The organism is Variovorax sp. PDC80 (assembly GCF_900115375.1).
GTDB lineage: Bacteria > Pseudomonadota > Gammaproteobacteria > Burkholderiales > Burkholderiaceae_C > Variovorax.
The window spans coordinates 33275-57525 of record NZ_FOWG01000002.1 but is presented as its reverse complement, the minus strand read 5'-3'; the positions used below and the strand labels follow the sequence as shown (position 1 = coordinate 57525).

Genomic DNA, 24251 nt, shown 5'->3' with positions numbered 1-24251 from the left:
CATGCACAGCGAAACAAGAGACGGCATGCGCATCGACTGGGATGCGCCGATCGAGATGTCCGACGGCCTCGTGCTGCGGGCCGACGTGTTCCGCCCGATCGGCGAGGGCCGCTACCCGGTGCTCATGAGCTACGGCCCCTACGGCAAGGGACTCGCGTTCCAGGAAGGCTATTCGACCGCCTGGACCATCATGGCCGCGCAGAAGCCCGAGGTGCTCGAGGGCAGCAGCAACAAGTACCAGCAGTGGGAAGTCTGCGACCCCGAGAAGTGGGTGCCGCACGGCTACGTCTGCATCCGCGTCGACTCGCGCGGCGCCGGCCGCTCGCCGGGCGTGCTCGACTGCCATTCGCTGCGCGAGACCGAGGACTTCCGCGAATGCATCGAATGGGCCGGCGAACAGCCCTGGTCCAGCGGCAAGGTGGGCCTGAGCGGCATCTCCTACTACGCGATGAACCAGTGGAGGGTGGCCGCGCTGCGGCCGCGCCACCTGGCGGCGCTGATGATCTGGGAAGGCGCGGTCGACCGCTACCGCGAGGCCTCGCGCCACGGCGGCATCGCCTGCTCGTTCTCGAAGAACTGGCTCGAGATGCAGGTCAAGCCGCTGCAGCACGGCCGCGGCGAACGCGGAGCGCGCAGCGCCGTCACCGGCGAACTGGTGTGCGGCCCCGAGACCGTGCCCGACGAGGAACTCGCGAAGCTGCGCGTCGATGCCTGGCCCTCGCTGATCAACCGGCCGCTCGACGACGACAACTACCGCGACCGCAGCGGCCTGCCCGAGCGCATCGAGGTGCCGCTGCTGTCGGCCGCCAACTGGGGCGGCCAGGGCCTGCACCTGCGCGGCAACATCGAGGGCTTCCTCGCGGCCGGCTCGCAGCGCAAGTGGCTCGAGGTGCATGGCGGCACGCACTGGGTCGAGTACTACACCGACTACGGCATCGGGCTGCAGCGGCGCTTCTTCGACCATTTCCTCAAGGGCGTCGACAACGGCTGGGACCGCGAGCCGCCGGTGCTGCTCAACGTGCGCCGGGTCGACGGCTTCGTGCAGCGCGCCGAGCACGAATGGCCGCTCGCGCGCACTCGCTGGACCCGCCTGTACCTGCATGCCGAGGGCATGGCGCTGCGCCCCGAGCCGCCCACCGTCGCCGCCACGCTCGACTACGACACGATGGGCGAAGGCCTCAGCTTCCGCTCGGCCCCGATGGCCGAGGAGACCGAGATCACCGGCCCGAGCGCGCTGCGCCTGCGCCTGTCCTCGCGCACGCGCGATGCCGACCTGTTCGCCGTGCTGCGCGTGTTCGATCCCGCGGGGAAGGAGCTGCTGTTCTACGGCGCGCTCGATCCCAAGACGCCGGTCGGCCAGGGCTGGCTGCGCGCCTCGCACCGCAAGCTCGACGCCGCGCGCAGCACGCCCTGGCGGCCCTACCACACGCACGACGAGCTGCAGCCGCTCGCGCCCGGCGAGCCGGTCGACCTCGACGTCGAGATCTGGCCCACCTCGGTGGTCGTTCCCAAGGGCTGGAGCGTCGCGCTCACGCTGCTCGGGCGCGACTACGAGCACGGCCAGGACAGCGCGGCGCTGTCGAACATGAAGAACCCGATGCGCGGCTGCGGCCCCTTCGTGCACGACGATGCCGACGACCGGCCGCCGGCCGTGTTCGACACCGTCTGCACGCTGCACCTCGATCCGGCCGACCCGGCCTGGCTGCTGCTGCCCGTCGTGCCCGAAGCCGCGAAGGAGGTAGGATGACTCCGGCAACCCAGGCCACGCGCCGGCCCGTCGGCCGCGTGCACCGCCCTTCCGTTTTTCATGCCCGAGAAATCCTCCCCTTCCATCGCGACCGAGCGTGCCCCGCGGCGGCGGCTGGCGCCCGAAGACCGGCAGGAGCAGATCCTGCAGGCGGCCATCGCCTTCTTCGCGCGCCATGGCTTCGAGGCCAGCACGCGCGACCTCGCCAGCGAGATCGGCATCACCCAGCCGCTGCTCTACCGCTACTTCCCGACCAAGGAGTCGCTGATCGACAGCGTGTACGAGGAGATCTTCGTGCGGCGCTGGAATCCCGAGTGGGAGGAATGGCTGGCCGACCGCGCGGTGCCGCTCGAGGCGCGGCTCCAGCGCTACCTGGTCGACTACGGCCGCTTCGTGCTGCGCAGCGACTTCGTGCGCATCTTCATCCAGGCCGGCCTGAGCCGCGAGGGCATCAACCAGAAGTACCTGGCGCGGCTGCGCGAGCGCCACTTCGTGCTGATCGCGCGCGAAATGCGCCAGACCTTCGGCATTCCCGAACCGAAGGACCAGGCCGCGCTCGACGAGGAGATCGAGCTGATCTGGGCCATGCATTCGAGCGTGTTCTACCTCGGCGTGCGCAAGTGGATCTACCAGTTGCCCACCCCGCGCGAGGTGGAGCGCGTGATCGACCTGCGCGTGCGTGCCTTTCTTTCGGGCGTGCCGGCGGTGCTGAAGGCCGAGCGCGGCGCCTGAGCCGCCTCGCGCGGGAGGCCCGCGCATGACGATCCGCAAGCTCGACCACTGCTCGATCCGCACGCCCGACCTCGCGGCCTCGCTGCGCTTCTACGTCGACATCCTCGGCCTGCGCGAGGGCCACCGGCCGCCGTTCGACTTTCCCGGCGCCTGGCTCTACCGCGACGGCGACCAGGCCGACTACGGCGTGGTCCACCTGATCGGCATCGACCGCGACCATCCCGAGGGCCTGGCCGCCTACCTCGGCGACAAACCCGAGGCGCAGCTGCACGGCTCGGGCGCGATCGATCACCTCGCCTTCCTCGCCAGCGGCCTGGCCGGCATGCGCGCGCGGCTGCGCGGCGCCGGCCTGCCGTTCACCGAACGCACCGTGCCCGCGATGGGCCTGCACCAGCTCTTCGTCGCCGACCCGTCGGGCCTGACGATCGAGCTCAACTACGAGGCCGCCGAAGCGGTGGAGACCCGATGAAGGCGGTGATCGCGGGCGGTTCGCTCGGCGGCCTGTTCGCGGCCCACATGCTGCGGCGCCGGGGCTGGACCGTGGAGGTGCACGAGCGCGTCGAGCAGGCACTGCAGGGCCGCGGCGCCGGCATCGTGACCCATCCCGCGCTGCTCGAGGCGCTGCGCGCGTTCGGCCTGCCGGCCGACGATTCGCTCGGCGTGCGCGTGGCCGAGCGCCTCGTGCTGGCGCGCGACGGCAGCGTGCGCGGCCACCGCGAGGTGCCGCAGCTGCTGACGGCCTGGTCGCGCCTGTTCCACCTGCTACGCACGGCACTGCCCGACGAGTGCTATCGCTCGGCCAGCGAGGTCGTGGGTTTCGAGCAGGACGACGAGTGCGTGCGCATCCGCCTCTCGAACGGCCGCGAGATCGAGGCCGCCCTGCTGGTGGCCGCCGACGGCCTGCGCTCCGCGATCCGCAAGCGCCTGCTGCCCGGTGCCGAGCCGCGCTACGCGGGCTACGTGGCCTGGCGCGGCATGGTCGACGAGGCCGTGCTGTCGGCGCCGGTGCGCGAGCGCGTATTCCCGCATTTCGTCTTCGACCTGCCGCCGCACGAGCAACTGGTCGCCTACCCGATCGCGGGCGCCGACAATAGCGTCGAGCCGGGCCGGCGCCGCTTCAACTTCGTCTGGTACCGCCCGGCCGACGAGCACGGCGCGCTGCGCGACCTGCTGACCGATGCCGAGGGCCGCCACTGGCCCGAAGGCATACCGCCGCCGCGCGTGCGGCCCGAGGTGCTCGCGGCCGCGCGCCACGCCGCGGCCGAGGTGCTGTCGCCGCAGTGCGCCGAGGTGATCGCCAAGGCCACCAACCTGTTCTTCCAGCCGATCTTCGACCTCGAGAGCCCGCGCCTGGCCTTCGGCCGCGTCGCGTTGCTCGGCGATGCGGCCTTCGTCGCGCGGCCGCATTGCGGCATGGGCGTGAGCAAGGCCGCCGACGACGCGAGTGCGCTGGCCGAGGCGCTCGCGGGCACGGCCTCGGTCGCCGAAGCGCTGCAGGCCTACGAGCGCAGGCGCCAGCCCGAAGGCACGCGCATCGTGGCGCATGCCCGCGCGCTCGGCACCTACATGCAGGCGCAGTTGCGGACCGACGAGGAGCGCGCGATGGCCGAGCGCCACCGCTCGCCCGAGGCCGTGATGCGCGAGACCGCGATGCCGATCACGCCGGGCGTCGCCGTGGACTGAACGCGCGGTTCAGGGCGCCAGATACTCCTTCGAGATCCCCGCCCCCACCGTGTACTTCGGATCCACGAAGTTGCCCAGCCGCACCTTGCCGCACTGGCTCAGCATCATGTAGGCGTCCCAGCGGTCGTAGCCGTACTCGGCCTCCATCCACAGCACCAACTCCTTGTAGGCGATGCGGGTCGCGTCCTCGAGCGGCCGCGCGCTGCCGATGGCCATGATCATGGCCTCGGTCTCCAGGCGCGGCCATTCGAGCTTCCAGCCCTTGATCAGGTCGACGCGGATGGTCGTGAGGCTTGGGTACTCGACCGCGGTGCCGCAGACCTCGCCGTCGCCCTGGCAGGCATGGGCATCGCCGATGAACAGCCGCCCGCCCGGCGTGCGCACCGGCAGGTAGGTGATGCTGCCCGGGCCCATGTCGGGCAGGTCCATGTTGCCGCCGTGCTGGTCGGGCGTGAGGCTGTTGATGGAGTCGAGCTCGGGCGAGCAACTCAGGGTGCCGATGTGCGGGCGGTACGGCAGGGTGACGCGCTTGCTCCAGTACACGCCCTCCTCGTCCACGTCGATCTTGCGCACGGTCTCGGGCAGCGGCTGGTTCAGCAGCGCGGTGAAGGCTGTGCCGCTCAGCGCGCCGAAGTCCGGGATCATGCAGCAGGTGCCGCGCGGATTGGGCCCGCGCGGCGCCATCGATTCGATGTGCACCGCGATCGCGTCGCCGGGCTCTGCGCCCTCGACCATGATCGGGCCGTTCTGCGGATTGACGAACGGCATGGTCAGCACCTTCGAAGGCAGGTCCTGCTCGGTCTTGACCTTGCCGTCGAAGGCATCGCGCGTCTCGACCACGATGCGGTCGCCGGGCTTCACCGTCAGCACGGGCTGGGTGTAGGGGCCGATGGTGAAGTGGTAGGTGCCCTGCTTCGCCTCGGTGAGTTCGTGGGTGGCCACGCTGCGGCTGCGGCCCTCGCCGCGCGTCTGCATGATCGATCGTTCGAGCCAGCTCATGGATTGGGTCTCCTTCTTGGTTGCTTCACAGCGAGAGGTGCTCGCGCACCGCCTGCGCGTTCATGGCGCCGGGCTCGATGCGCCCGACGATGCGGCCCTTCTCCATCACGTAGGCGCGCTCGCCCACGTCGAGGATGGTGTCGAGGTTCTGCTCGACGAACAGGATGGTGGTGCCGAGGTCGCGGCGGATCGCGCGCAGCACGTCGCAGATCAGCTGCACGATCGAGGGCTGGATGCCTTCCGAGGGTTCGTCGAGCAGCATCAGCGCCGGGTTGCCCACTAGCGCGCGGCCGATGGCGAGCTGCTGCTGCTCGCCGCCCGACATGGTGCCCGCGAGCTGGTCGCGCCGCTCGGCCAGGCGCGGGAAGTACTGGTAGACCAGCTCGGGCTGCTTGCGGCCGCGCGGGCCGCCGATCAGCTCGCCCACCATCAGGTTCTCGGCCACCGTCATGCGCGGGAACACCTCGCGCCCCTGCGGCACATAGCCGATACCCAGCCGCGCGCGCGCATCGCTGGTCAGGGTCTCGATGTCGCGCCCCAGGAAGCGGATGCCGCCGCCGCGCGTGCGCAGCAGGCCCATCAGGCAGCGCATGGTGGTGGTCTTGCCCACGCCGTTGCGCCCGATCAGCGCCACGATCTCGCCCTTGCCCACTGTCAGGTCGACGCCCTGCAGGATCGGCGTGGCGCCATAGCCGGCCTGCAGGCCGCGGATCTCGAGCACGGTCTCAGTGGTGTTCATGCGTCTTCCCCAGGTAGATCTCGGCCACGCGCGGATCGGCGATCACCTCGGCGATCGAGCCCTCGGCGAACACCTTGCCGAAGTGCAGCACGGTCACGCGCTGCGCGATCTGGCGGATGAAGGCCATGTCGTGCTCGACCACCAGCACCGTCATGCCCTCGGCATTGAGCTTCTGGATCAGCTCGCCGGTCTTGAAGGTCTCCTCGGGCGACAGTCCGGCGGTTGGCTCGTCCATCAGCAGCAGCACCGGCTTGAGCGCCAGCGCCATGCCGATCTCCAGCCACTGCTGCTGGCCGTGGGACAGCTCGCCCGCGGGCTTGTCGGCATCGGCCGCGAGGTCCAGCAGCTCGAGCAGCCGGTCCTCCTCGCGCCGCAGCTCGGCCAGCCGCGCATGGTGCTGCAGCGCGATGTGGATGTTCTGCCGCACCGGCAGTTCGCGGAACACGCTGGGCGCCTGCATCTTGATGCTCATGCCCTGCTGCACGCGCTGGTAGGGCCGCTCGCCGGTCACCTCGCGGCCCTGGAACTCGATGCGGCCCTCGCTGGCCTCGTGGGTGCCGACGATCAGCTTGAACAGCGTGCTCTTGCCCGCGCCGTTGGGCCCGATCAGGCAATGGATCTCGCCGCGGCGCACCGAGAGGTCGACCTCCGACACGGCCGCATGGCCGCCGAAGCGCTTCGACAGGCCGTGGGTCTGCAACAAGACCTCGCTCATGCGCGCACCTCCGCGGTCGTGGCTTCGGGCAGCTTCGACGGCGCCGCGGCCTTGGTTGCGCCGCGCCGCGCGAACAGCCGCCGCACCGCGTTCGCCACGCCGATCACGAAGCCCTGCGGCGCCACCATCACGGTGCACAGCAGCATCGCGCCCATCAGCAGCAGCGCCGCCTGCTGGCTGTAGACCGTCAGCGCCTGGAAGGCCCAGAGCACGAGGAAGGAACCGACCAGCGTGGCCGTGATGTCGCCGCGGCCCGAGAACGCGACCCAGACGATCGGCATCGCCGCGGCCGGCAGGCCGATGCTCGCGGGCGTGATGAACTGACCCCAGGAGGTGTAGAGCACGCCGCTCAGGCCCGCCAGCGCGGAGCCGATCACGAAGGTGGCGAGCTGGTACTTGCGCACGTCGTAGCCGAGCAGCTCGGCGCGCTGCGGATCCTCGTGCACCGCCACCACCACGTTGCCGAAGCGCGAGTTCAGCAGGATGCGCAGGCCCAGGTAGACCACGAGGATCAGCGCCACCACCAGGTAGTACAGCGCCACGCCCTCGAAGAACAGTGGCTCGCCGCCGAACCACGGGATGTTCAGCGGCGCCATGTCCTTCATGCCGTTGAAGCCGTTGAGCCGCGCGTTGCCGATGTGCCATTCGGGCCCGGCCGTCTGGCCGAGGAAGAAGGCCAGCACCAGCGTGGCCGACAAGGTGACGATGCCGAAGAACACGCCGCCCACGCGGCCCCAGATCATGAAGTAGCCGAGCACCGCCGCCGCCAGCGCGGCCAGGCCGAGGGCCAGCGCCAGCGCGAGGAAGGTGGTGCCCGACTCGCCGCCCAGGTTGGTGGCCAGCACGCCGTAGCCGTAGCCGGCCACGCCGAAGAAGAAGGTCTGGCCGAAGGACAGCATGCCGCCGTAGCCCCAGACCAGGCACAGGCCCATGGCCATGAAGGTCCAGGTCAGCAGGTAGGCCATGTTGCCGACGTCGTACGAATCGGCGACGGCCGGGTACGCGAGCACCAGGACCAGCACGGCGAGGAAGGGAAGCCAGAAGACGCGGCTGGCGCCCAGCGTCTGCGGCCCGTTGATGAGTTGGAACATGCGAGGAGGACTCCGTGCAGGGGAAGACGCCATTCAGCGGGTGCGCCGGGCCAGCCAGCCCGACACCCCTTCGGGCAGGATGCGGATCACCACGATCACCGCCAGCAGCATCCCGATCTGGCCCACGATCTGGCCGCCCCAGCCATTGAGGCCGGTGCGGATGACCGCGAGCAGGATGCCGGCCGGCGCGGTGCCCAGCAGCACGTTGGCGCCGCCCACCACCACCGTGACGAAGCTCTCGACCAGGAAGGCCGCGCCCATGGTCGGGATCAGGGTCATGGTCGGCGCATAGAGCGCGCCGCACAGCCCCGCGAGGCCGGCGCCGATGCCGAAGCTCAGCGCGTACACGCGGCCCACGCGCACGCCGGTGGCCTGCGCGATCGAGGCGTTCTGCATGGTGGCGCGCGCATGCACGCCGAAGCGGGTGCGCATGAAGACCAGGTAGATGCCGCCGAGCACCGCCACCGCGGCCGCGAACAGCACCAGCCGGTAGACCGAAAAGCTGTAGCCGCCCACGCTGAAGCTGCCCTCGGGCGTGCCCACGCCCGCGAGCGTGGAGCCGAACACCAGCAGCATGCCCTGCGTGACGATCAGGCTCAGGCCGAAGGTGGCGAGCAGCGAGTCGAGCGGCCGCTTGTAGAGCTTGCGCACCAGGCTCCACTCCACGGCCATGCCGATCAGGCCGGCCGCGAGCGTGCCGCACAGCTGCGCGAGCGGCAGCGGCAGCCCGCCGTGCACCAGGCCCACGGTGACGTAAGCGCCGCACATGATGAACTCGCCGTGCGCCATGTTGATCACGCCCATCATCCCGAACACCACGGCCAGGCCGGCCGCCGAGAGGATGAGGAACGCGAACACGTCGGCGAACTGGTAGAGGAAGGAGAAGATTTCGGCGAACACCGCGGCTCCCGGTCAGTGGCTGGCTGGTGCAAACGCGCTCAGGACTTCTTCGGCAGGTCCGAGGGCGTGTACTGCTTGCGGTCGTTCTTCTTCGTCAGGTCGCAGCCGATCTGGCCGAGCCAGTAGGGCTGGATGGTCCCGTAGTCCTTGAGCACCTTCACCGCATGCTTGTCGTCGACCGAGATCAGCCGCATCTGGTGCGACACGTGCTGGCTCTTGGGATCGATGCAGATCTTGCCCTCGGCCGCCTCGATGCAGGCGTCGCCGGTGGCGATCACCTTGCGCAGGTCGGCCAGCTTGGTCGACTTGGCCTTCTCGACCAGGGTCTTGTACATGTAGAGCGTGTTGTAGGCGTTGTAGCCCATGTCGTTGATGTAGGGCTCGTTCGGGAACTTGGCGTGCCAGCGCTTCTTGAACTCGGTGGCCGCGGGCGTGTCGATCTCCTCGAACCAGTTGGCCGTGGCATGCATGCGGTTGAGCGCGGGCGGCGCGAAGCGCTTGTGCTCGAAGCCCAGCATCACCTTCACCGACGAGCCCATCGGCAGGTTCAGCTTGGCGGCCGCGGCCTGCTCGAAGAAGGAGTCCTGCGCCGCGCCCACGTTGAGCATCAAGAGCCAGTCGGGCTTGGCCTTCTGGATGTTCTGGATCGTCTGCGCGAACTGCGACACGCCCAGCGGGATGAACTCCTCGCCCACCACGGTGCCGCCCAGGTCCTTGAGGATGGTGCGGTTCCACTCGGCGGAGATCTGGCCGAAGTTGTAGTCGGCCGCCACCACGTAGACCTTCTTGCCGAAGGTCTGGACCATGTAGGGGATCAGCGTGGAGAACTGCTGCTCGGGCACCGCGCCCATGCTGATCATGTTGGCGTCGCACACGCCGCCCTCGTACTGGTTGGTATAGAAGTACGGCGTCTGCGTGCGGTCGACGATCGGGCGCACCGCCTCGCGCGAGGCCGAGGTGATGCCGCCGATCAGCAGGTCGACCTTGTCCTTGCTCAGCAGGCGCCGCGTGAACTCCTGGTAGCGCGCGTTGTCGCCCTGCGGATCGAGGTGGATCAGCTCGATCTGGCGGCCCATGATGCCGCCGGCCTTGTTGATCTCCTCCACGGCCAGCAGCGAGCCGTTGAGCTTGGGCTTGCCGAGCACGGCGAGGTCGCCCGAGACGTCTTCCATCAGGCCGATCTTCAGCGGATCGGCGGCCATCGCCGAGGTGGCCAGCGCCAGCGTGCAGCCCAGGGAGAGAAGCGCATTGCGTAGTGTCATGGTGGTGCTTTCGAGGGAAGAGAAAAAGAACGAGGGAGAACGAAGGAATGGGAAGCCCGCGGCGCTCACAGCGCGGGATGGCGGCGGTGCCAGTCGGTGAGCTGCTGGAAGGCCGCGCCGGCGCGCACCAGCAGCGCCTCGTCGAAGTGGCGCGACACGAACTGGAAGGCCACCGGCATGCCCGCGGGCGTGAAGCCGCCGGGCAGCGTGATCGTGGGGCTGCCGGTCATGTCGAACGGGCAGGTGTAGCGCAGCATCGCGGCCATCAGCTCGGCGTCGACACCCATCTGCGCCATGCGCTCCATGGTCGGCGAGGCGATGCCGGTGGCCGGGATCAGCAGCAGGTCGATGTCCTCGAACATCGCGCGCACGCGGCCGCTGAAGTCGTGGCGGTGCAGCACGATCTTCTGGTAGTCGGTGCCGCTTTGCGCCAGGCCCAGCTCGATCAGGCCGGCCACGGCCGGGCCGTACATCTCCTTGCGCGCCGGATAGGTCTTCTCGTGCACCACCGCGGCCTCGATGCCGCACAGCGGGAACCAGTCGGCCAGCGCCTGCGCCGGATCGGGAAAGCGCACCTCGCGCAGTTCGCCGCCCAGTGTCTTCACCGCGGCGACGGCGGCATCGAAGACCTCGCGCGTCGGCGCGTCCACGCCCTCGGTGGCCCAGCGCGGGTCGATGCCCACGCGCAGCCCGGCCAGGCCCCGGCCGATGTCGGCCAGGTAGTCGGGCACCGGCAGCAGGCTGGCGGTGGGATCGTTCGCGTCGGCGCCCGCGATGGCGCCGAGCATCGCGCCCGCATCGGCGGCGCTGCGCGTCATCGGGCCGATGTGGTCGAGCGTGGCGGCGAGCTCGAAGGCGCCGTGGCGGCTCACGCGGCCCCAGGTCGGCTTCAGGCCCGTGAGGCCGTTGGCGGCCGAGGGAAAGCGGATCGATCCTCCCGTGTCGGTGCCCAGCGAGCCGTAGCACAGGCCCGCCGCGGTGGCCACGCCCGAGCCGCTGGAGGACACGCCCGGCCAGTGCGCCGCGTTCCACGGATTGACCGGCGGCGACACGCTCGGATGATGGTCGGCATAGGCGCTCTCGGTGAGCTGCAGCTTGCCGAGGATCGGCGCGCCGGCCTCGCGCAGCTTGCGCACCACGGTGCCGTCGACCTCGGGCACGAAGTCCTGGTAGAGCGTCATGCCGGCGGCCGTGGGCACGCCCGCGGTCCAGCACAGGTCCTTCACCGCCACCGGCACGCCGTGCAGCGGGCCGCGCGATTCGCCGCGCGCGATCTCGGCGTCGGCGCGCGTGGCCTCGGCCAGCGCCGAGTCGGCCATCACGCGCACATAGCTGCGCAGGCCGCCGTCGACCTGCTCGATGCGATCGAGCTGGGCCTGCGTGACCTCGACGCTCGAGAGTTCCTTCGACTGGATCAGGCGGCCGACTTCGAGCAGTTCGAGGTAGTGCAGATCGGTGTTCGGCATGGTGTGGAGGCTCCGTTCGTTGTGGATGGAAAAGGGGTCGGCCTGTAGGAAGACGCCGACATCGAAGGTATAGAAGCGCCGCCTTGGCGGCTTGGCTCGCAGCGCCATCGCGATGTGCTGGCGCGGCCAGTCGTGGGTGGGTTGGCGCTTTCAGGCCAGCGCGGGCGCGCGGCGATGGAAATCGGTGGCCTGCTGGAACGCATGGCCCGCGCGCAGCAGCGTGGCCTCGGCGAAGGGCCGGCCGATCAGCTGCATGCCGATCGGCAGGCCGTCGGGATCGAAGCCGCAGGGCACGTTGAGCGAGGGCAGCCCCGTGAGGCTGGCCACGCCGGTGAACTGCATGATCGCGGACAGCATGTCCTCGGGCCGGCCCGGCTCGATCTCCACGCTGGTTTCGCCGATGCGTGTGGCCGCGAAGGGCAGCGAGGGACAGACGAACACGTCGACGCGGCGGAAGGCCTCGAGGAACTCGGCGCGCAGCAGCGCGCGGTAGCGCTGCGCCTGCAGGTAGTGGGTGGCCAGCAGCATCTCGCCAGCCTCGAGCAGCGTGCGCACGTCGTCGCCGTAGTCGCCGGGCCGCTCGCGCAGGCTGCGCTGGTGATAGGTGCTGGGCTCGGCCGACTCGATGGTGAGCTGGGCCGAGATGTTGCCGTGGATGTGGCCGATGTCGACCTCGACCACCTGCGCGCCGAGTTCGACGAAGGCCGCGATCGCGGCCTGCACGGCGTCGTGCACCGGTGCCTGCAGGTGCTCGAAGAAGTAGCCCGGCACGATGCCGATGCGCAGGTGGCGGCAGCCGCCCTCGAGGTCTTGCAGGTAGTCGTCCACCGCGCGCGGCGCGCTGGCCGCGTCCTTCGGATCGAAGCCCGCGATGGCGCCGAACATCAGCGCGCAGTCCTCCACGCTGCGGGCCATCGGGCCCACCGTGTCCATGCTCCAGGCCAGCGGGATCACGCCGTGGTTGCTGACCCGGCCATAGGTGGGCCGCAGCCCGACGATGCCGTTGATGGCCGAGGGCAGCCGGATCGAACCGCCGGTGTCGGTGCCGATGGCGCCGAAGCACAGGCGCGCGGCCACCGCCACGGCCGAGCCGCCGCTGGAGCCGGCCGGGAAGCGCTCGGTGTCCCAGGGGTTGCGCACCGCGCCGTAGTGCGGGTTGGCCGAGGTGCCGCCCCAGGCGAACTCGTGCATGTTGGTCTTGCCGATGAACAGCGCGCCGGCCTGGCGCAACCGTGTGGCGACAGTGGCGTCGGCCTCGGGCAGCCAGTCGGCCAGCAGCTTGCTGCCGGCCGTGGTGCGGCTGCCGCGCAGCGCGACGTTGTCCTTGAGCGCCAGCGGCACGCCGTGCAGCGGACCGAGCTCGTGGCCCGCGGCCGACAGCATCTCGGCCGCGCGCGCGACCTGCAGCGCCTGTTCCTCGAACACGGTGATGAAGGACTTGAGCACGCCGTCGTGGGCGCGGATGCGCGCGAGCGAGGCCTCGACCAGTTCCACGGGCGAGACCTTGCGCGCGCGCACCAGGCGCGCGGCCTCGGCCAGCCCCAGGTTCGCGATGTCGTTCATGCGCCCTCCTCCGGCAGCTCGTGCGCATGCGTGAAGGCCGTGACCGGCATCAGCGCCTGCCGCGCGGGATCGCTCATCTGCGCGCTGAGCGCATTGGCGGCCGGGATCCAGGCCTGCAGCACGGCATCGACCGCGGCCAGCCGCTCGGGGCTCAGGTCGAGGCCGGCGCAGCGCGCCAGCGCGGCGGTGTCGATCGCCGGCGGGGCATCGGAGGGGGCGGATGAGGGGGAAGGCATCGTCGTTTCCTTGCGTGAAGCGCCCGTCTGGAGGCTGGCTTCACGATAGGCAACGACGCGGTTCGCGGCTTGGCTGCGCCTGCCATCGCGATGGGCTGGAACCGCCAGCCGCGGCGGACGGCCGTGCTCAGTGGCGGCGCAGCAGGGTCTGCGGCGTCACGCCGTAGGCCTTCTTGAACACGCGGCAGAAATGCGAGAGGTCGCTGAAGCCGTGCTGGAACGCGGCCTGCGTGACCTGCCGCACCCGGCCTTCGCTGAGCGCCGCATGGCTGGCCTCGAGGCGCTGCTTCCACAGGTGCTGGATCGGCGTGCTGCCGTATTCGGCGAACACGCGCGCCAGCGTGCGCGCCGACACGTGCTGCGCCGCGGCGATCTGCTCCACGTCGAGCTCGCAGTCGTCGAGGTGCGCGGCGATGTACTCGCGCGTGCGCTGATAGAGCTGGGCATGCGAGGACAGCGCGGCCTCGGCGCCGTCGCTCTGCACCTGCAGCACGGCCGAGAGCATGTCGAGCATCGAGCCCGCGAGGCTGGCCTCCATGGCCTCGCTGCCCGAGAGCTCGAGGCTCGCCGCCTCGCGGATCATGTGGCCGAGCAGCCGCGCCGTGGGATGGCCCTCGGCCAGGTGCATCGCCGTGAGGTTGTGGGCCTCGGGAAAGCGGCACAGCAGTTGCCGGCGCGGAATGCGAACCAGCAGCGTGGACTCGGGCGCGAGGTCGAAGCTGAAGGGCCGCGCGGCGTCGTAGAGCACGATGTCGCCGTTGCGCTGCACCACTTCCCGCCCCGACTGCGAGAGCACGCCGTGGCCCGACACCATCAGGCTCAGCATGAAGTCCTCGTTGGGGCCGCTGCGCAGGTGCTGGGCATCACGCTCCCAGACATGGCGCGGCGACGACATCTCGGCCAGCGCGAGCTTGCCGAGCGAGCGCAGCCTGAAGCGCGCGTTGAAATGCTGGCGGTCGGGCACCACGCTCTTGGCCGGGATCAGGTGCTGGCACACCACGTCGCTCCAGTAAGCAAAGCGCTGGGCGTCGTCGACCGTGTCGGTGGAGTAGTCGAGGTGCATGCTGCGAGCGAAGGGTTGGAAACCATCTCGCGATGGCCATCGCAACGCCTCAAGCAACATCCATGCCCTTGCCGAGGCCTGCCCGCGCACTCTAGCGTGCGGGCCCCGCTTCCCTCTGAGGGCTGACCCGTAGTCTCCGCGTGTTCAGCCGCGCGCTCAGCCGCGGCCCAGCGCCTTGTCCACGCCCTTGTTGGCCAGCATGTCGGCGCGCTCGTTGCCCGGGTCGCCCGAATGGCCCTTGACCCAGCGCCACTCGATGACGTGGCCGCCCTCCTGCACCAGCTTGTCCAGCCGCTGCCAGAGCTCGACGTTCTTCACCGGCTGCTTGGTCGAGGTGAGCCAGCCCTTGGCCTTCCAGCCGCGGATCCACTCGGTGATGCCCTGGCGCACGTACTGGCTGTCGAGGTAGAGCGTGACCTTGCAGGGCCGCTTGAGCGCGGCCAGGCCCTCGATCACGGCCGTGAGCTCCATGCGGTTGTTGGTGGTGTTCAGCTCGCCGCCGAACAGCTCCTTCTCGGTGGGGCCCGACTTGAGCCAGGCGCCCCAGCCCCCGGGGCCGGGATTGCCCTTGCAGGCACCATCGGTGTAGATCACGACTTCGTTCAAGCTCTCTGTTCCTTCATTTCTTCACTGTCGATATTCATTCACGTCATTCGCCGTCGGCGCGGCGTCCCTGCCGGTGCACCTTGCCCGCGATCGGCACCGGCGCCGTGGCGCGGGCGCTGGCGCGGCGCCACTCGGGGCTCAAGAGGCGCATGCCGCGCACGCGCTTGACCGCCACCAGGAAGTAGGCCGCGCCGAAGATCGGCCACCAGCGTTCGCCGGCCACGTCCATCCAGCGGCTGCGCTCGAGCCAGGCCTCGCTGCGCGCGGACGGCCGGTAGACGCCGAAGCGGCCCGACTCGACCTCGAAGCTCAGCAGGCGCAGCCAGTCGCGCATGCGCCAGTAGCCGATGAACTCGCCGCCCTCGGGCAGGAAGAGTTCGCCGAAGCCCAGGCGCCGGTACAGGTGCGCGCGGCGCTGCCGCATGCCCCAGAGGCTGGTCGGGTTGAGCCCGCAGATCACCACCCGGCCCTCGGGCACCAGCACCCGCTCGACCTCGCGCAGCGTGGCGTGCGGATCGGGGCTGAGCTCGAGCGCATGCGGCAGCACCACCAGGTCCAGGCTGTTGGCCGCGAACGGCAGCGCCGCGAAATCGGTCAGCAGCACGGCCTGCGGCGCATGCGCGAGGTGCGCCGGGTCGTCGAGCGCCAGCCAGCGGTGCGGCATGCGGTTGGCGCGCAGGCCCTCGACCTGGGCGGCCCCGAGCTGCAGCGCGTGGTAGCCGAAAACGTCGGCCACGGCCTGGTCGAACTGGGCTTGTTCCCAGGCGAGAAGGTAGCGTCCGGGGGGGGTCGCGAACCACTCCTGCAAACCTATAATTTGACCGCTCATGACCCTCGTTCCGCTGCCCGCCTTCGCCGACAACTACATCTGGATGCTGCAGGACGGGTCCAACGCGATCGTGGTGGACCCGGGCGATGCCCGGCCGGTGCTCGACGCACTGGCAAGCGGCAAGCTGCAACTGGCCGCGATTTTAGTCACGCACCATCACGCCGATCACACGGGCGGCGTGGCCGAGCTGCGCGCCGCCACCGGCGCCGCGGTGTGGGGTCCGAGGCACGAGCGCATCCCCGAGCCCTATGCCCCGCTGGTGCAGGGCGACCACGCGGATGCACTGGGCCTGCGCTTCGAGGTGATCGACGTGCCGGGCCACACGGCCGGCCACATCGCCTACTTCCTGCCGGCCGCCGAGGGCCGTGCACCGCTGCTGTTCTGCGGCGACACCCTGTTCTCGGGCGGGTGCGGGCGCCTGTTCGAGGGCACGCCCGCGCAGATGCTGGCCTCGCTCGACGCGCTCGCCGCGCTGCCCGGCGACACCCGCGTATGCTGCGCCCACGAATACACACTTTCTAACCTGCGCTTCGCCCAGGCGGTGGAACCCGGCAACACCGACCTGACTCAGTACCGGGCGCATTGCGAAAGCCTGCGCGCCCAGGGCGAGCCCACGCTGCCATCGCAGCTGGCCCTCGAACGCCGGATCAACCCCTTTCTTCGCAGCCGCGAAGCCACTGTCCTTCGAGCGGTGCGCGCGCATGCCGAGCTGTCCCCCGACGCGGGCGAAGCCGACGTGTTCGCGGCGCTGCGCCAATGGAAAAACGACTTCCGATGAAACTCACCGCTGCCGCCTGCCTTGCAGGCATCCTGTTGCTCGCCGGCTGCGCGGGCACCGGCACCCCCTCTTCCTCGTCTTCCTCCCCTTCCCCCTCCTCTCCCCCCACCGCCGGTGGCACCGGCGCCGCCGCCAGCCGGGCCGCGCCCATCTACCCGAGCGGCCAGCTCGCCCCCATCGCCAGCAGCGAGGCGCGTTCGCAGAGCGTGGTCACGCTGGCCCCGCCGGCCGACATGTGGGACCGCATCCGCCGCGGCTTCAAGATGCCCGACCTCGACAGCGACCTGGTGCGCGACCGCGAGCAGTGGTATGCGAGCCGGCCCGACTACATCCAGCGCATGACCGAGCGCTCGAACAAGTACATCTTCCACATCGTCGAGGAGCTCGAGCGCCGCAACATGCCCACCGAGCTGGCGCTGCTGCCCTACATCGAGAGCGCCTTCAACCCGCAGGCCGTGTCGAGCGCGCGCGCCGCCGGCATGTGGCAGTTCATGCCGGCCACCGGCACCGACTTCGACCTCAAGCAGAACATCTTCCGCGACGACCGCCGCGACGTGGTCGCCTCCACGCGCGCCGCGCTCGACTACCTGCAGAAGCTCTACAACATGTTCGGCGACTGGCAGCTCGCGCTGGCCGCCTACAACTGGGGCGAGGGCAGCGTGAGCCGCGCCATCGCCAAGAACCAGCGCCTGGGCCTGCCCACCACCTACAGCGACCTCACGATGCCGGCCGAGACCCGCATGTACGTGCCCAAGCTGCAGGCGGTGAAGAACATCGTGGCCAACCCGCAGGCCTTCAACGCCGAGCTGCCGGTGATCGCCAACCACCCCTACTTCCAGACCGTGCCGCTCACGCGCGACCTCGACGTGGAACTGGCCGCCAAGCTCGCCGACGTGCGCATCGAGGACTTCCGCGCGCTCAACCCGGCGGCCCACAAGCCGGTGCTGATCGCCGCCGGCACCTCCGAGATCCTGCTGCCCTGGGACAACGCCGCCGTGTTCCAGCGCAACTTCGACGCCTACACGCAGGGCCAGTACGCGAGCTGGACCGCCTGGGTCGTGCCCAACACCATGACCGTGGCCGATGCCGCGCAGCGCGCCGGCATGAGCGAGTCGGACCTGCGCGCGCTCAACAATGTGCCGCCGCGCATGCTGATCAAGGCCGGCTCCACGCTGATCGTGCCGCGCGGCGCGCGCGTCAAGGAGGACGTGGCGGCGGTGGTGGCCGACAGCGGCCACCTGAGCTTCCAGCCCGAGATCGTCACGCGCCGCACCACCGTCAAGGCCGGGCGCAGCGACAACGTGGCGAGCATCGCGCGGCGCTACAACCTGCGGCCCGCGAACGTCGCCGAGTGGAACGACGTCAAGCCCAACCATGCCTTCAAGCGCGGCATCAGCGTGGTGGTCTACCTGCCGGTGCGCGCCGCCCCGGCCGCGCGCGTCGGCAGCGGTGCCGGTCCGCGCGCACGCCCGGTCGCGCAGGTCAAGCGCGGCAGCAACGTGAGCAAGGTGCCGGCCAGCGCGCCGAGCAAGCAGGTGGTGCGCGAGAAGCGCGGCGGCACGCCCTCGAAGAAGAAGCGCTGAAGAAGCACCGAAGTGGCGGCAAGGCCGGCGCATCGCCTTTCGCGGCGCCGGTCATGAATAACTAGATCAGGAGGGCCACGACATGGCAGTGGAAGGAAGCGCGGGCGATCTCGTCAAGGTCGTCACGCTGTTGGGGGCCGCGGTGGTCGCGGTGCCGCTGTTCAAGCGCATCGGGCTCGGCTCGGTGCTCGGCTACCTGGCCGCGGGGCTGGCCATCGGCCCGTTCGGCTTCGGCCTCTTCACCGATCCGCAGACCATCCTGCACACGGCCGAGCTCGGCGTGGTGATGTTCCTGTTCGTGATCGGCCTCGAGATGCGGCCCTCGCACCTGTGGAGCATGCGGCGCGACATCTTCGGCCTCGGCAGCCTGCAGGTGGTGGTCTGCGGCATCCTGCTGACCGGCGTGGGCATGGCCTTCGGCTTCCCGCTCGCCGTGTCCTTCGTCTGCGCGATGGGCTTCGTGCTGACCTCCACCGCCATCGTGATGCAGCTGCTCGGCGAACGCGGCGACATCGCGGCGCCGCGCGGCCAGAAGATCGTCGCCGTGCTGCTGTTCGAGGACCTGCTGATCGTGCCGCTGCTGGCCATCGTGGCCTTCATCGCGCCGCCCGACGCCACGCAGCACGTGGTCGAGGCCGGCTCGCGCTGGATCGGCGTGGGCATCGCGCTGGCCGCGCTCGCGGCGCTGGTGGCGGCCGGCATCTGGCTCTTGAACCCGCTGTTCCGCGTGCTCGCCAATTCGAAGGCGCGCGAGGTCATGACCGCCGCCGCGCTGCTGGTGGTGCTGGGCGCGGCGCTGCTGATGCAACTCGGTGGCCTTTCGATGGCCATGGGCGCCTTCATCGCGGGCGTGCTGCTGTCCGAATCCACCTTCCGCCACCAGCTCGAGGCCGACATCGAGCCCTTCCGCGGCCTGCTGCTCGGGCTGTTCTTCATCGGCGTGGGCATGTCGCTCGACCTCGCGGTGGTGGCGCGCAACTGGCAGTTGATCCTGGCCGGCGTGCTGTCGATGATGGTGGTGAAGTCGCTGTGCATCTACGCGGTGGCGCGGCTCGCGAAGAGCTCGCGCGCCGACGCGCTCGACCGCGCGGTGCTGATGGCCCAGGGTGGCGAGTTCGCCTTCGTGCTGTTCTCCTCGGCGCTCGCCGCGGGCGTCATCAGCCCGGTGGTCAACGCCAACATGACGGCGGTGGTGGTGCTCTCGATGGCGCTCACGCCGCTGGTGGTGCTCGCGCACCGCCGCTTCGCGCCGGCCGTGGCCGAGTCCATGGACGGCATCGACAAGGCCGAGGACCTGGTCGGCAACGTGCTGGTGATCGGCTTCGGCCGCTTCGGCCAGATCGCGATCCAGGGCGCGCTGGCGCGCGGCGCCTCGATCGCGATCATCGACACCGACACCCAGGTGATCCGCGACGCCGCCCTGTTCGGCTTCAAGGTCTACTACGGCGACGGCTCGCGCGCCGACGTGCTGCATGCCGCCGGCGCCCACAGCGCGCGCGTCATCATGGTCTGCGTGAACGACAAGGCCGCCACCACGCGCATCGTCGAGCTGCTCAAGGCCGAGTTCCCGCATGCGCAACTGCTGGTGCGCGCCTACGACCGCGAACACATGCTCGAGATCGGCAAGCTCAACGTCGACTTCCAGATCCGCGAGACCTTCGAATCGGCGATGGCCTTCGGCCGCCAGGGCGTGCTGGCGCTCGGCGCCTCCGACACCGAGGCCGACGAGGTGATCGACGAGCTGCGGCGGCGCGACGCGGAGCGCCTGGTGCTCGAGATGGCCGGCGGCATCTTCGCGGGCCGCGCGCTGGTGCAGGTCAACACCGAGGCGCACGGCAAGAACGCCTGAGCGCGCCCGAGCTCGTTCTCGGGCCACCGCGCGGTTCAGAGCTTCTCGGTCTCGCCGCTGCGCGGCTGCCACTTCATGAGCCGCTTCTCGATCAGGCCCACCAGCGCGTCGAGCGCGAGCGCGAAGGCCGTCAGCACCACGATGCCGGCGAACACGGTGTTGACGTCGAAGGTGCCCTCGGCCTGCAGGATCAGGTAGCCGACACCGCGCGCCGAGCCCAGGTACTCGCCCACCACCGCGCCCACGAAGGCCAGGCCCACCGAGGTGTGCAGGCTCGAGAACACCCAGCTCGTGGCGCTCGGCAGGTAGACGGTGCGCAGCAGTTGGCGCTGGTTGGCGCCCAGCATGCGCGCATTGGCCAGCACCACCGGGCTCACCTCGCGCACGCCCTGGTAGACATTGAAGAACACGATGAAGAACACCAGCGTGACCGCCAGCGCCACCTTGCTCCAGATGCCGAGGCCGAACCACAGCGCGAAGATCGGCGCGAGGATCACGCGCGGCATCGAGTTGGCGGCCTTGATGTAGGGGTCGAGGATCAGGCTCGCGGTGGGCGCGAGCGCGAGCCACAGGCCGCAGCCCAGGCCCAGCACGGTGCCGATGCCGAAGGCCAGCACGGTCTCGAGCAGCGTGGTGCCCAGGTGCAGGTAGATGTCGGCATTGCCCTTGAGCCCCTCGGGGAACAGCGGGTTCGCCGGCACCTCGAAGGGCAGGAACCAGCTCCAGATGCGCCCAGCCACCTGGATCGGCTCGCCGAGGAAGAAGGCCACCTGCTGGTTGCGCGAGGCCAGGTGCCAGCCCACGAGGATCACGACCAGCAGCACCAGCTGCCAGAAGCGCGCGTTGCGTTCGTTGAGGGCCAGGCGCGACATCATGCGGCCTTCTTCAGTTGCTGCGCGTAGCCCTTGAGCACCTCGTCGCGCAGCACCTCCCAGATCTGGGTGTGCAGCTCGACGAAGCGCGGCTGGGTCCGTACCTCGGCCACGTCGCGCGGGCGCGGCAGGTCGATCTCGAACTCGCCGATCGGATGGGTGGCGGGTCCGGCCGAGAGCACGACCACGCGGTCGCTCATCGCGATGGCCTCGTCGAGGTCGTGGGTGATGAACAGCACGGCCTTCTTCTTCGCGCTCCAGAGGTCGAGCACCTCGTTCTCCATCAGCTGCCGGGTCTGGATGTCGAGCGCGCTGAAGGGCTCGTCCATCAGGATGATGTCGGGGTCGAGCACCAGCGTCTGCGCCAGCGCCACGCGCTTGCGCATGCCGCCCGAGAGCTGGTGCGGATAGCGGTCGCCGAAGCCCGAGAGGCCCACGCGCGCGAGCCAGGCCTCGGCCTCGCGGCGCGCTTCGGCATCAGGCACGCCGCGGTACTGCAGTCCCACCATCACGTTGTCGATGGCGCTGCGCCAGGGCATCAGCGCCTCGGTCTGGAACATGTAGCCCGCGCGCGCGTTGATGCCCGCGAGCGGCTGGCCGAACACCTTGACCGTGCCGGACGAGGGCTGCAGCAGCCCTGCGCCGATGTTGAGCAGGGTCGACTTGCCGCAGCCCGTGGGACCGACCACCGACACGAACTCGCCGGCGCGCACGCGCAAGGTGGTGTCGGCCACCGCGGTGTAGCGCTGGCCGGGGTCGTCCTTCGAATGGAAGATGCAGCTGATCGAGAGGAGTTCGAGTGCGTGGTCGGACATGGCGGAACTGGATGTCGAGCGAAGTGCGTCCCCCAGAAAAAACCCGGCCGAAGCCGGGTCGCGGGACATCGAGGTCAGGCCTTGAACCTGTCCTTCGCTCGCCGTGCGAAATCGTTGGTGTAGGTTTTCGCCAGGTCGATCTTGTCGGCCTTGACGGATGTATCGAAACTCGCGATCGCCGCCAGCGCGGTCTTGGGTCCTTCAGACGGCACGATGCCGTCGGGCGCGATCGATTCGCGCACCTTGTCGAACGAGGCGAGGTAGAGCGCGCGGTCGCCGAGCAGGTAGGTCTCGGGCACGGTCTTGATGATGTCGCCCGGGCCCGCGGTCTGCAGCCACTTGAGGCCGTGCACGATCGCGTTGGCCAGCGCCTGGCAGGTGTTGGGGTTCTTCTGCACGAAGTCGACCGGCGCGTAGAGGCAGGCGGCCGGCATCGGCCCGCCGAACACCTGCTGCGTGCCCTTGAGCGTGCGCGTGTCGCTGATGATCTTCACGTCGCCCTTCTGCTCGAGCATGGTCATCACCGGGTCGGTGTTGCTGATGGCGTCGATCTGGCCCGAGCGCAGCGCGGTGAGCGCGCCGGCGGCGACGCCCACGCCGATGTAGCTCACGTCGCTGGCCTTGAGGCCGCCGCGCGAGAGCACGAGGTTGGCCACCATGTTGGTCGACGAGCCCGGCGCCGAGACGCCGATCTTCTTGCCCTTGAGGTCGGCGATGCCGGCATAGCTCGACATGTTCTTGGTCGACACGCCCATCGCGATCTGCGGTGCGCGGCCCTGCAGCACGAAGGCCTGGAAGAACTGGTTCTTGGCCTGCAGGTTGATGGTGTGCTCGTAGGCACCCGAGCACACGTCGGCCGAGCCGCCGACCACCGCCTGCAAAGCACGCGCGCCGCCCGCGAAGTCGGAGATCTCGACGTCGAGCCCCTCGGCCTTGAAGTAGCCGAGCTGCTCGGAGATGGTGAGCGGCAGGTAATAGAACGCCGCCTTGCCGCCGACCGCGATCGAGATCCTGGTTTTCTCCAGCTTCGGCTGCGCAAACACCCGCGGCAACGCGATGGTGGCGGCGGCGATGGCCGAGGCGGAGATGAGGGTGCGGCGGTGAAGCATGGAACGTGGCCTGCGGCGGCTTGGGGTGGCTCTGGGATGCGTCGAAACTGAATCGAGCTTAGGGGCGCGCGCAGGGTCGCTGCATCGGGGTCATCCCGTGCGGGTTTTCACGTAAGCATGAAGGCCTCTCACAGAGTGAAAAAGGCCGGATTCGACCGCGCTATTTCGCGAGGAACAGGATCGCGATGTTGACCACGAACGCAGCCGCCCAGACCGCGCTGCGCAGCGCCGGAATGCCCTTGATGTAGAGCGCGAGATAGGCCACGCGCAGCAGCACGTAGGCGATCGCGAGGCGGTCGATCCACAGCTGCGCGGCGCCGAGCTGGTGCGCGATGAGCACCGCGCCGATGAAGAACGGCAGGCCTTCGAAGCTGTTGGCCTGCGCGGCATTGGCGCGCGCGCGCCAGCCCGCCTGCTTCGCGGCCCAGTCGCGCGGCTGCGCGTTGTCGCTGGGACGGAACGCGCCGGCCTTGGCGATCCAGGCCGCGAGGTACGGCAGGCCGCAGGCGATGAAGACGCACCAGTAGGCGACGGTGAGCAGCGACAGGGTCATGGTGTCTCCGGAATCTCCTGGATGCGCGGCGCGGTATGGGCGCCGCGCTGCGGCGGTGGCCGCCGCGGGATCAGCGCCGGTCGACCAGCGCGTGCGCGATGGTGCCGAGGTCCACGTACTCGAGCTCGCTGCCCGCGGGCACGCCGCGCGCGAGCCGCGTGACCGTGAGGCCGCGCTGGCGTAGCGCATCGCCGATGACGTGCGCCGTGGCCTCGCCCTCGGCCGTGAAGTTGGTCGCGAGGATCACCTCGGCCACGGTGCCGTCGAGCGCGCGCTCGAACAGCTTCTGCAGGCCGATGTCCTTGGGACCGATGCCGTCGAGCGGACTGAGCTTGCCCATCAGCACGAAGTAGTAGCCGCGGAAGGCGTTGGTGCGTTCGAGCGCGGCCTGGTCGGCCGGCGTCTCGACCACGCAGAGCTTGGTCGCGTCGCGCCGCACGTCGAGGCAGACGTTGCACACCGGCATCTCGGTGAAGGTGTTGCAGCGCTCGCAATGGCGCACCTGCCCCGCCGCCTGCTGCAGGGCGCGCGCGAGCAGCTGCGCGCCCTCGCGGTCGTGCTGCAGCAGGTGGAAGGCCATGCGCGAGGCCGACTTGACGCCCACGCCCGGCAGGCGGCGCAGCGCATCGACGAGCGCGTCGAGGGAACCGGCGTCGGACACGTCAGCCTTGGTGGCTCGGCGGCATCAGAACGGCAGCTTCATGCCCGGGGGCAGGCCCGGCATGCCGGCGGTCAGCTTGCCCATCTTCTGCTCGCTGGTCTCCTCGGCCTTGCGCACGGCGGCATTGAAGGCGGCGGCCACGAGGTCCTCGAGCATGTCCTTGTCGTCGGCCAGCAGGCTCGGGTCGATGGTGATGCGCTTGACGTCGTGCTTGCAGGTCATCACGACCTTGACCAGGCCGGCGCCCGATTCGCCCTCGACCTCGATGTGGGCCAGTTCTTCCTGGGCCTTCTTGAGGTTGTCCTGCATTGCCTGCGCCTGCTTCATGAGGCCGGCCAGTTGTCCTTTGTTGAACATCGTTGGTCCTGTGGATCGGTTGGGTGGATGGGGAAGGATAAGA

General features: G+C 69.8%; 25 protein-coding genes. 7 read left to right on the top strand and 18 right to left on the bottom strand.

Features of this window, described 5'->3' with window-relative positions; all coding sequences use genetic code 11:
* Nucleotide 1: 1 nt before the first annotated feature.
* Genes BM109_RS05840 through BM109_RS05825 form a run of 4 tightly spaced genes read left to right on the top strand, consistent with a single transcriptional unit; the run spans nt 2 to nt 4162 of the window.
* Nucleotides 2-1747, top strand: coding sequence for a CocE/NonD family hydrolase (locus BM109_RS05840; RefSeq protein WP_093341364.1), 1746 nt, complete (start codon nt 2-4; stop codon nt 1745-1747).
* 60 nt (nt 1748-1807) lie between these two features.
* The gene (locus tag BM109_RS05835; protein WP_093341362.1) at nt 1808-2479 is read left to right on the top strand and encodes a TetR/AcrR family transcriptional regulator; all 672 of its coding nucleotides are present in this window, start codon (nt 1808-1810) and stop codon (nt 2477-2479) included.
* 25 nt (nt 2480-2504) lie between these two features.
* Entirely contained in the window at nt 2505-2948 is a 444-nt protein-coding gene (locus BM109_RS05830; RefSeq protein WP_093341360.1) for a VOC family protein, read from the top strand.
* The gene (locus BM109_RS05825; RefSeq protein ID WP_093341358.1) at nt 2945-4162 is read left to right on the top strand and encodes an FAD binding domain-containing protein; all 1218 of its coding nucleotides are present in this window, start codon (nt 2945-2947) and stop codon (nt 4160-4162) included. The genes BM109_RS05830 and BM109_RS05825 overlap by 4 nt, the downstream gene beginning before the upstream one ends.
* A gap of 9 nt (nt 4163-4171) precedes the next feature.
* Here BM109_RS05825 and BM109_RS05820 read toward each other — a convergent pair whose 3' ends face one another.
* From BM109_RS05820 to BM109_RS05765, 12 genes are all read right to left on the bottom strand, one after another.
* Entirely contained in the window at nt 4172-5161 is a 990-nt protein-coding gene (locus tag BM109_RS05820; RefSeq protein ID WP_093341356.1) for an acetamidase/formamidase family protein, read from the bottom strand.
* A gap of 25 nt (nt 5162-5186) precedes the next feature.
* Nucleotides 5187-5900 (bottom strand): ABC transporter ATP-binding protein, encoded by a 714-nt coding sequence (locus tag BM109_RS05815; protein WP_093341355.1) that lies wholly within the window; start codon nt 5898-5900, stop codon nt 5187-5189.
* Nucleotides 5887-6615, bottom strand: a complete 729-nt coding sequence (locus tag BM109_RS05810; protein WP_093341353.1) for an ABC transporter ATP-binding protein — start codon at nt 6613-6615, stop codon at nt 5887-5889. Before BM109_RS05810 ends, BM109_RS05815 begins: the two co-directional genes overlap by 14 nt.
* The gene (locus BM109_RS05805) at nt 6612-7706 is read right to left on the bottom strand and encodes a branched-chain amino acid ABC transporter permease (protein WP_093341351.1); all 1095 of its coding nucleotides are present in this window, start codon (nt 7704-7706) and stop codon (nt 6612-6614) included. The genes BM109_RS05810 and BM109_RS05805 overlap by 4 nt, the downstream gene beginning before the upstream one ends.
* 33 nt (nt 7707-7739) lie before the next feature.
* Nucleotides 7740-8606 carry an ABC transporter permease subunit gene (locus BM109_RS05800; RefSeq protein WP_057592524.1) on the bottom strand — a complete coding sequence of 289 codons (867 nt, stop codon included), beginning with the start codon at nt 8604-8606 and terminating at the stop codon, nt 7740-7742.
* Nucleotides 8607-8644: 38 nt separating this feature from the next.
* Nucleotides 8645-9868 (bottom strand): urea ABC transporter substrate-binding protein, encoded by a 1224-nt coding sequence (locus BM109_RS05795; RefSeq protein WP_093341349.1) that lies wholly within the window; start codon nt 9866-9868, stop codon nt 8645-8647.
* Between the two features lie 65 nt (nt 9869-9933).
* Nucleotides 9934-11334, bottom strand: a complete 1401-nt coding sequence (locus BM109_RS05790; protein ID WP_093342397.1) for an amidase — start codon at nt 11332-11334, stop codon at nt 9934-9936.
* 150 nt (nt 11335-11484) lie between these two features.
* Entirely contained in the window at nt 11485-12897 is a 1413-nt protein-coding gene (locus BM109_RS05785) for an amidase (RefSeq protein WP_093341348.1), read from the bottom strand.
* Nucleotides 12894-13133, bottom strand: coding sequence for a hypothetical protein (locus tag BM109_RS05780; protein ID WP_093341346.1), 240 nt, complete (start codon nt 13131-13133; stop codon nt 12894-12896). Before BM109_RS05780 ends, BM109_RS05785 begins: the two co-directional genes overlap by 4 nt.
* 127 nt (nt 13134-13260) lie before the next feature.
* On the bottom strand, nt 13261-14196 hold the full coding sequence (locus BM109_RS05775) for an AraC-like ligand-binding domain-containing protein (protein ID WP_177239264.1): 936 nt from the start codon (nt 14194-14196) through the stop codon (nt 13261-13263).
* Between the two features lie 156 nt (nt 14197-14352).
* The gene (gene rnhA, locus BM109_RS05770; protein ID WP_093341342.1) at nt 14353-14802 is read right to left on the bottom strand and encodes a ribonuclease HI; all 450 of its coding nucleotides are present in this window, start codon (nt 14800-14802) and stop codon (nt 14353-14355) included.
* Nucleotides 14803-14845: 43 nt separating this feature from the next.
* The gene (locus tag BM109_RS05765) at nt 14846-15631 is read right to left on the bottom strand and encodes a class I SAM-dependent methyltransferase (protein WP_256222384.1); all 786 of its coding nucleotides are present in this window, start codon (nt 15629-15631) and stop codon (nt 14846-14848) included.
* Here BM109_RS05765 and gloB point away from each other — a divergent pair.
* From gloB to BM109_RS05750, 3 genes are all read left to right on the top strand, one after another.
* Entirely contained in the window at nt 15630-16409 is a 780-nt protein-coding gene (gloB, locus tag BM109_RS05760) for a hydroxyacylglutathione hydrolase (protein ID WP_093341338.1), read from the top strand. The genes BM109_RS05765 and gloB overlap by 2 nt on opposite strands.
* On the top strand, nt 16406-17992 hold the full coding sequence (locus tag BM109_RS05755; protein WP_093341336.1) for a transglycosylase SLT domain-containing protein: 1587 nt from the start codon (nt 16406-16408) through the stop codon (nt 17990-17992). Before gloB ends, BM109_RS05755 begins: the two co-directional genes overlap by 4 nt.
* Before the next feature lie 82 nt (nt 17993-18074).
* Entirely contained in the window at nt 18075-19841 is a 1767-nt protein-coding gene (locus BM109_RS05750; RefSeq protein ID WP_093341334.1) for a monovalent cation:proton antiporter-2 (CPA2) family protein, read from the top strand.
* 35 nt (nt 19842-19876) lie between these two features.
* Here the strand turns inward: BM109_RS05750 and BM109_RS05745 are convergent, their stop codons facing one another.
* The 6 genes from BM109_RS05745 to BM109_RS05720 all read right to left on the bottom strand — a co-directional run bounded on the left by BM109_RS05745 (nt 19877) and on the right by BM109_RS05720 (nt 24208).
* Nucleotides 19877-20716: an ABC transporter permease gene (locus tag BM109_RS05745; protein ID WP_093341333.1), complete on the bottom strand. Its 840-nt coding sequence runs from the start codon at nt 20714-20716 to the stop codon at nt 19877-19879.
* Complete coding sequence (locus BM109_RS05740) at nt 20713-21528, bottom strand: ABC transporter ATP-binding protein (RefSeq protein ID WP_093341331.1); 816 nt, start codon at nt 21526-21528, stop codon at nt 20713-20715. The genes BM109_RS05745 and BM109_RS05740 overlap by 4 nt, the downstream gene beginning before the upstream one ends.
* A 74-nt stretch (nt 21529-21602) precedes the next feature.
* On the bottom strand, nt 21603-22637 hold the full coding sequence (locus BM109_RS05735) for an ABC transporter substrate-binding protein (RefSeq protein ID WP_093341329.1): 1035 nt from the start codon (nt 22635-22637) through the stop codon (nt 21603-21605).
* 160 nt (nt 22638-22797) lie between these two features.
* Nucleotides 22798-23190: an MAPEG family protein gene (locus BM109_RS05730; protein ID WP_093341327.1), complete on the bottom strand. Its 393-nt coding sequence runs from the start codon at nt 23188-23190 to the stop codon at nt 22798-22800.
* Nucleotides 23191-23260: 70 nt separating this feature from the next.
* On the bottom strand, nt 23261-23851 hold the full coding sequence (gene recR / locus BM109_RS05725) for a recombination mediator RecR (protein ID WP_093341325.1): 591 nt from the start codon (nt 23849-23851) through the stop codon (nt 23261-23263).
* Nucleotides 23852-23875: 24 nt separating this feature from the next.
* Nucleotides 23876-24208, bottom strand: coding sequence for a YbaB/EbfC family nucleoid-associated protein (locus BM109_RS05720; protein ID WP_007836669.1), 333 nt, complete (start codon nt 24206-24208; stop codon nt 23876-23878).
* Nucleotides 24209-24251: the final 43 nt, after the last annotated feature.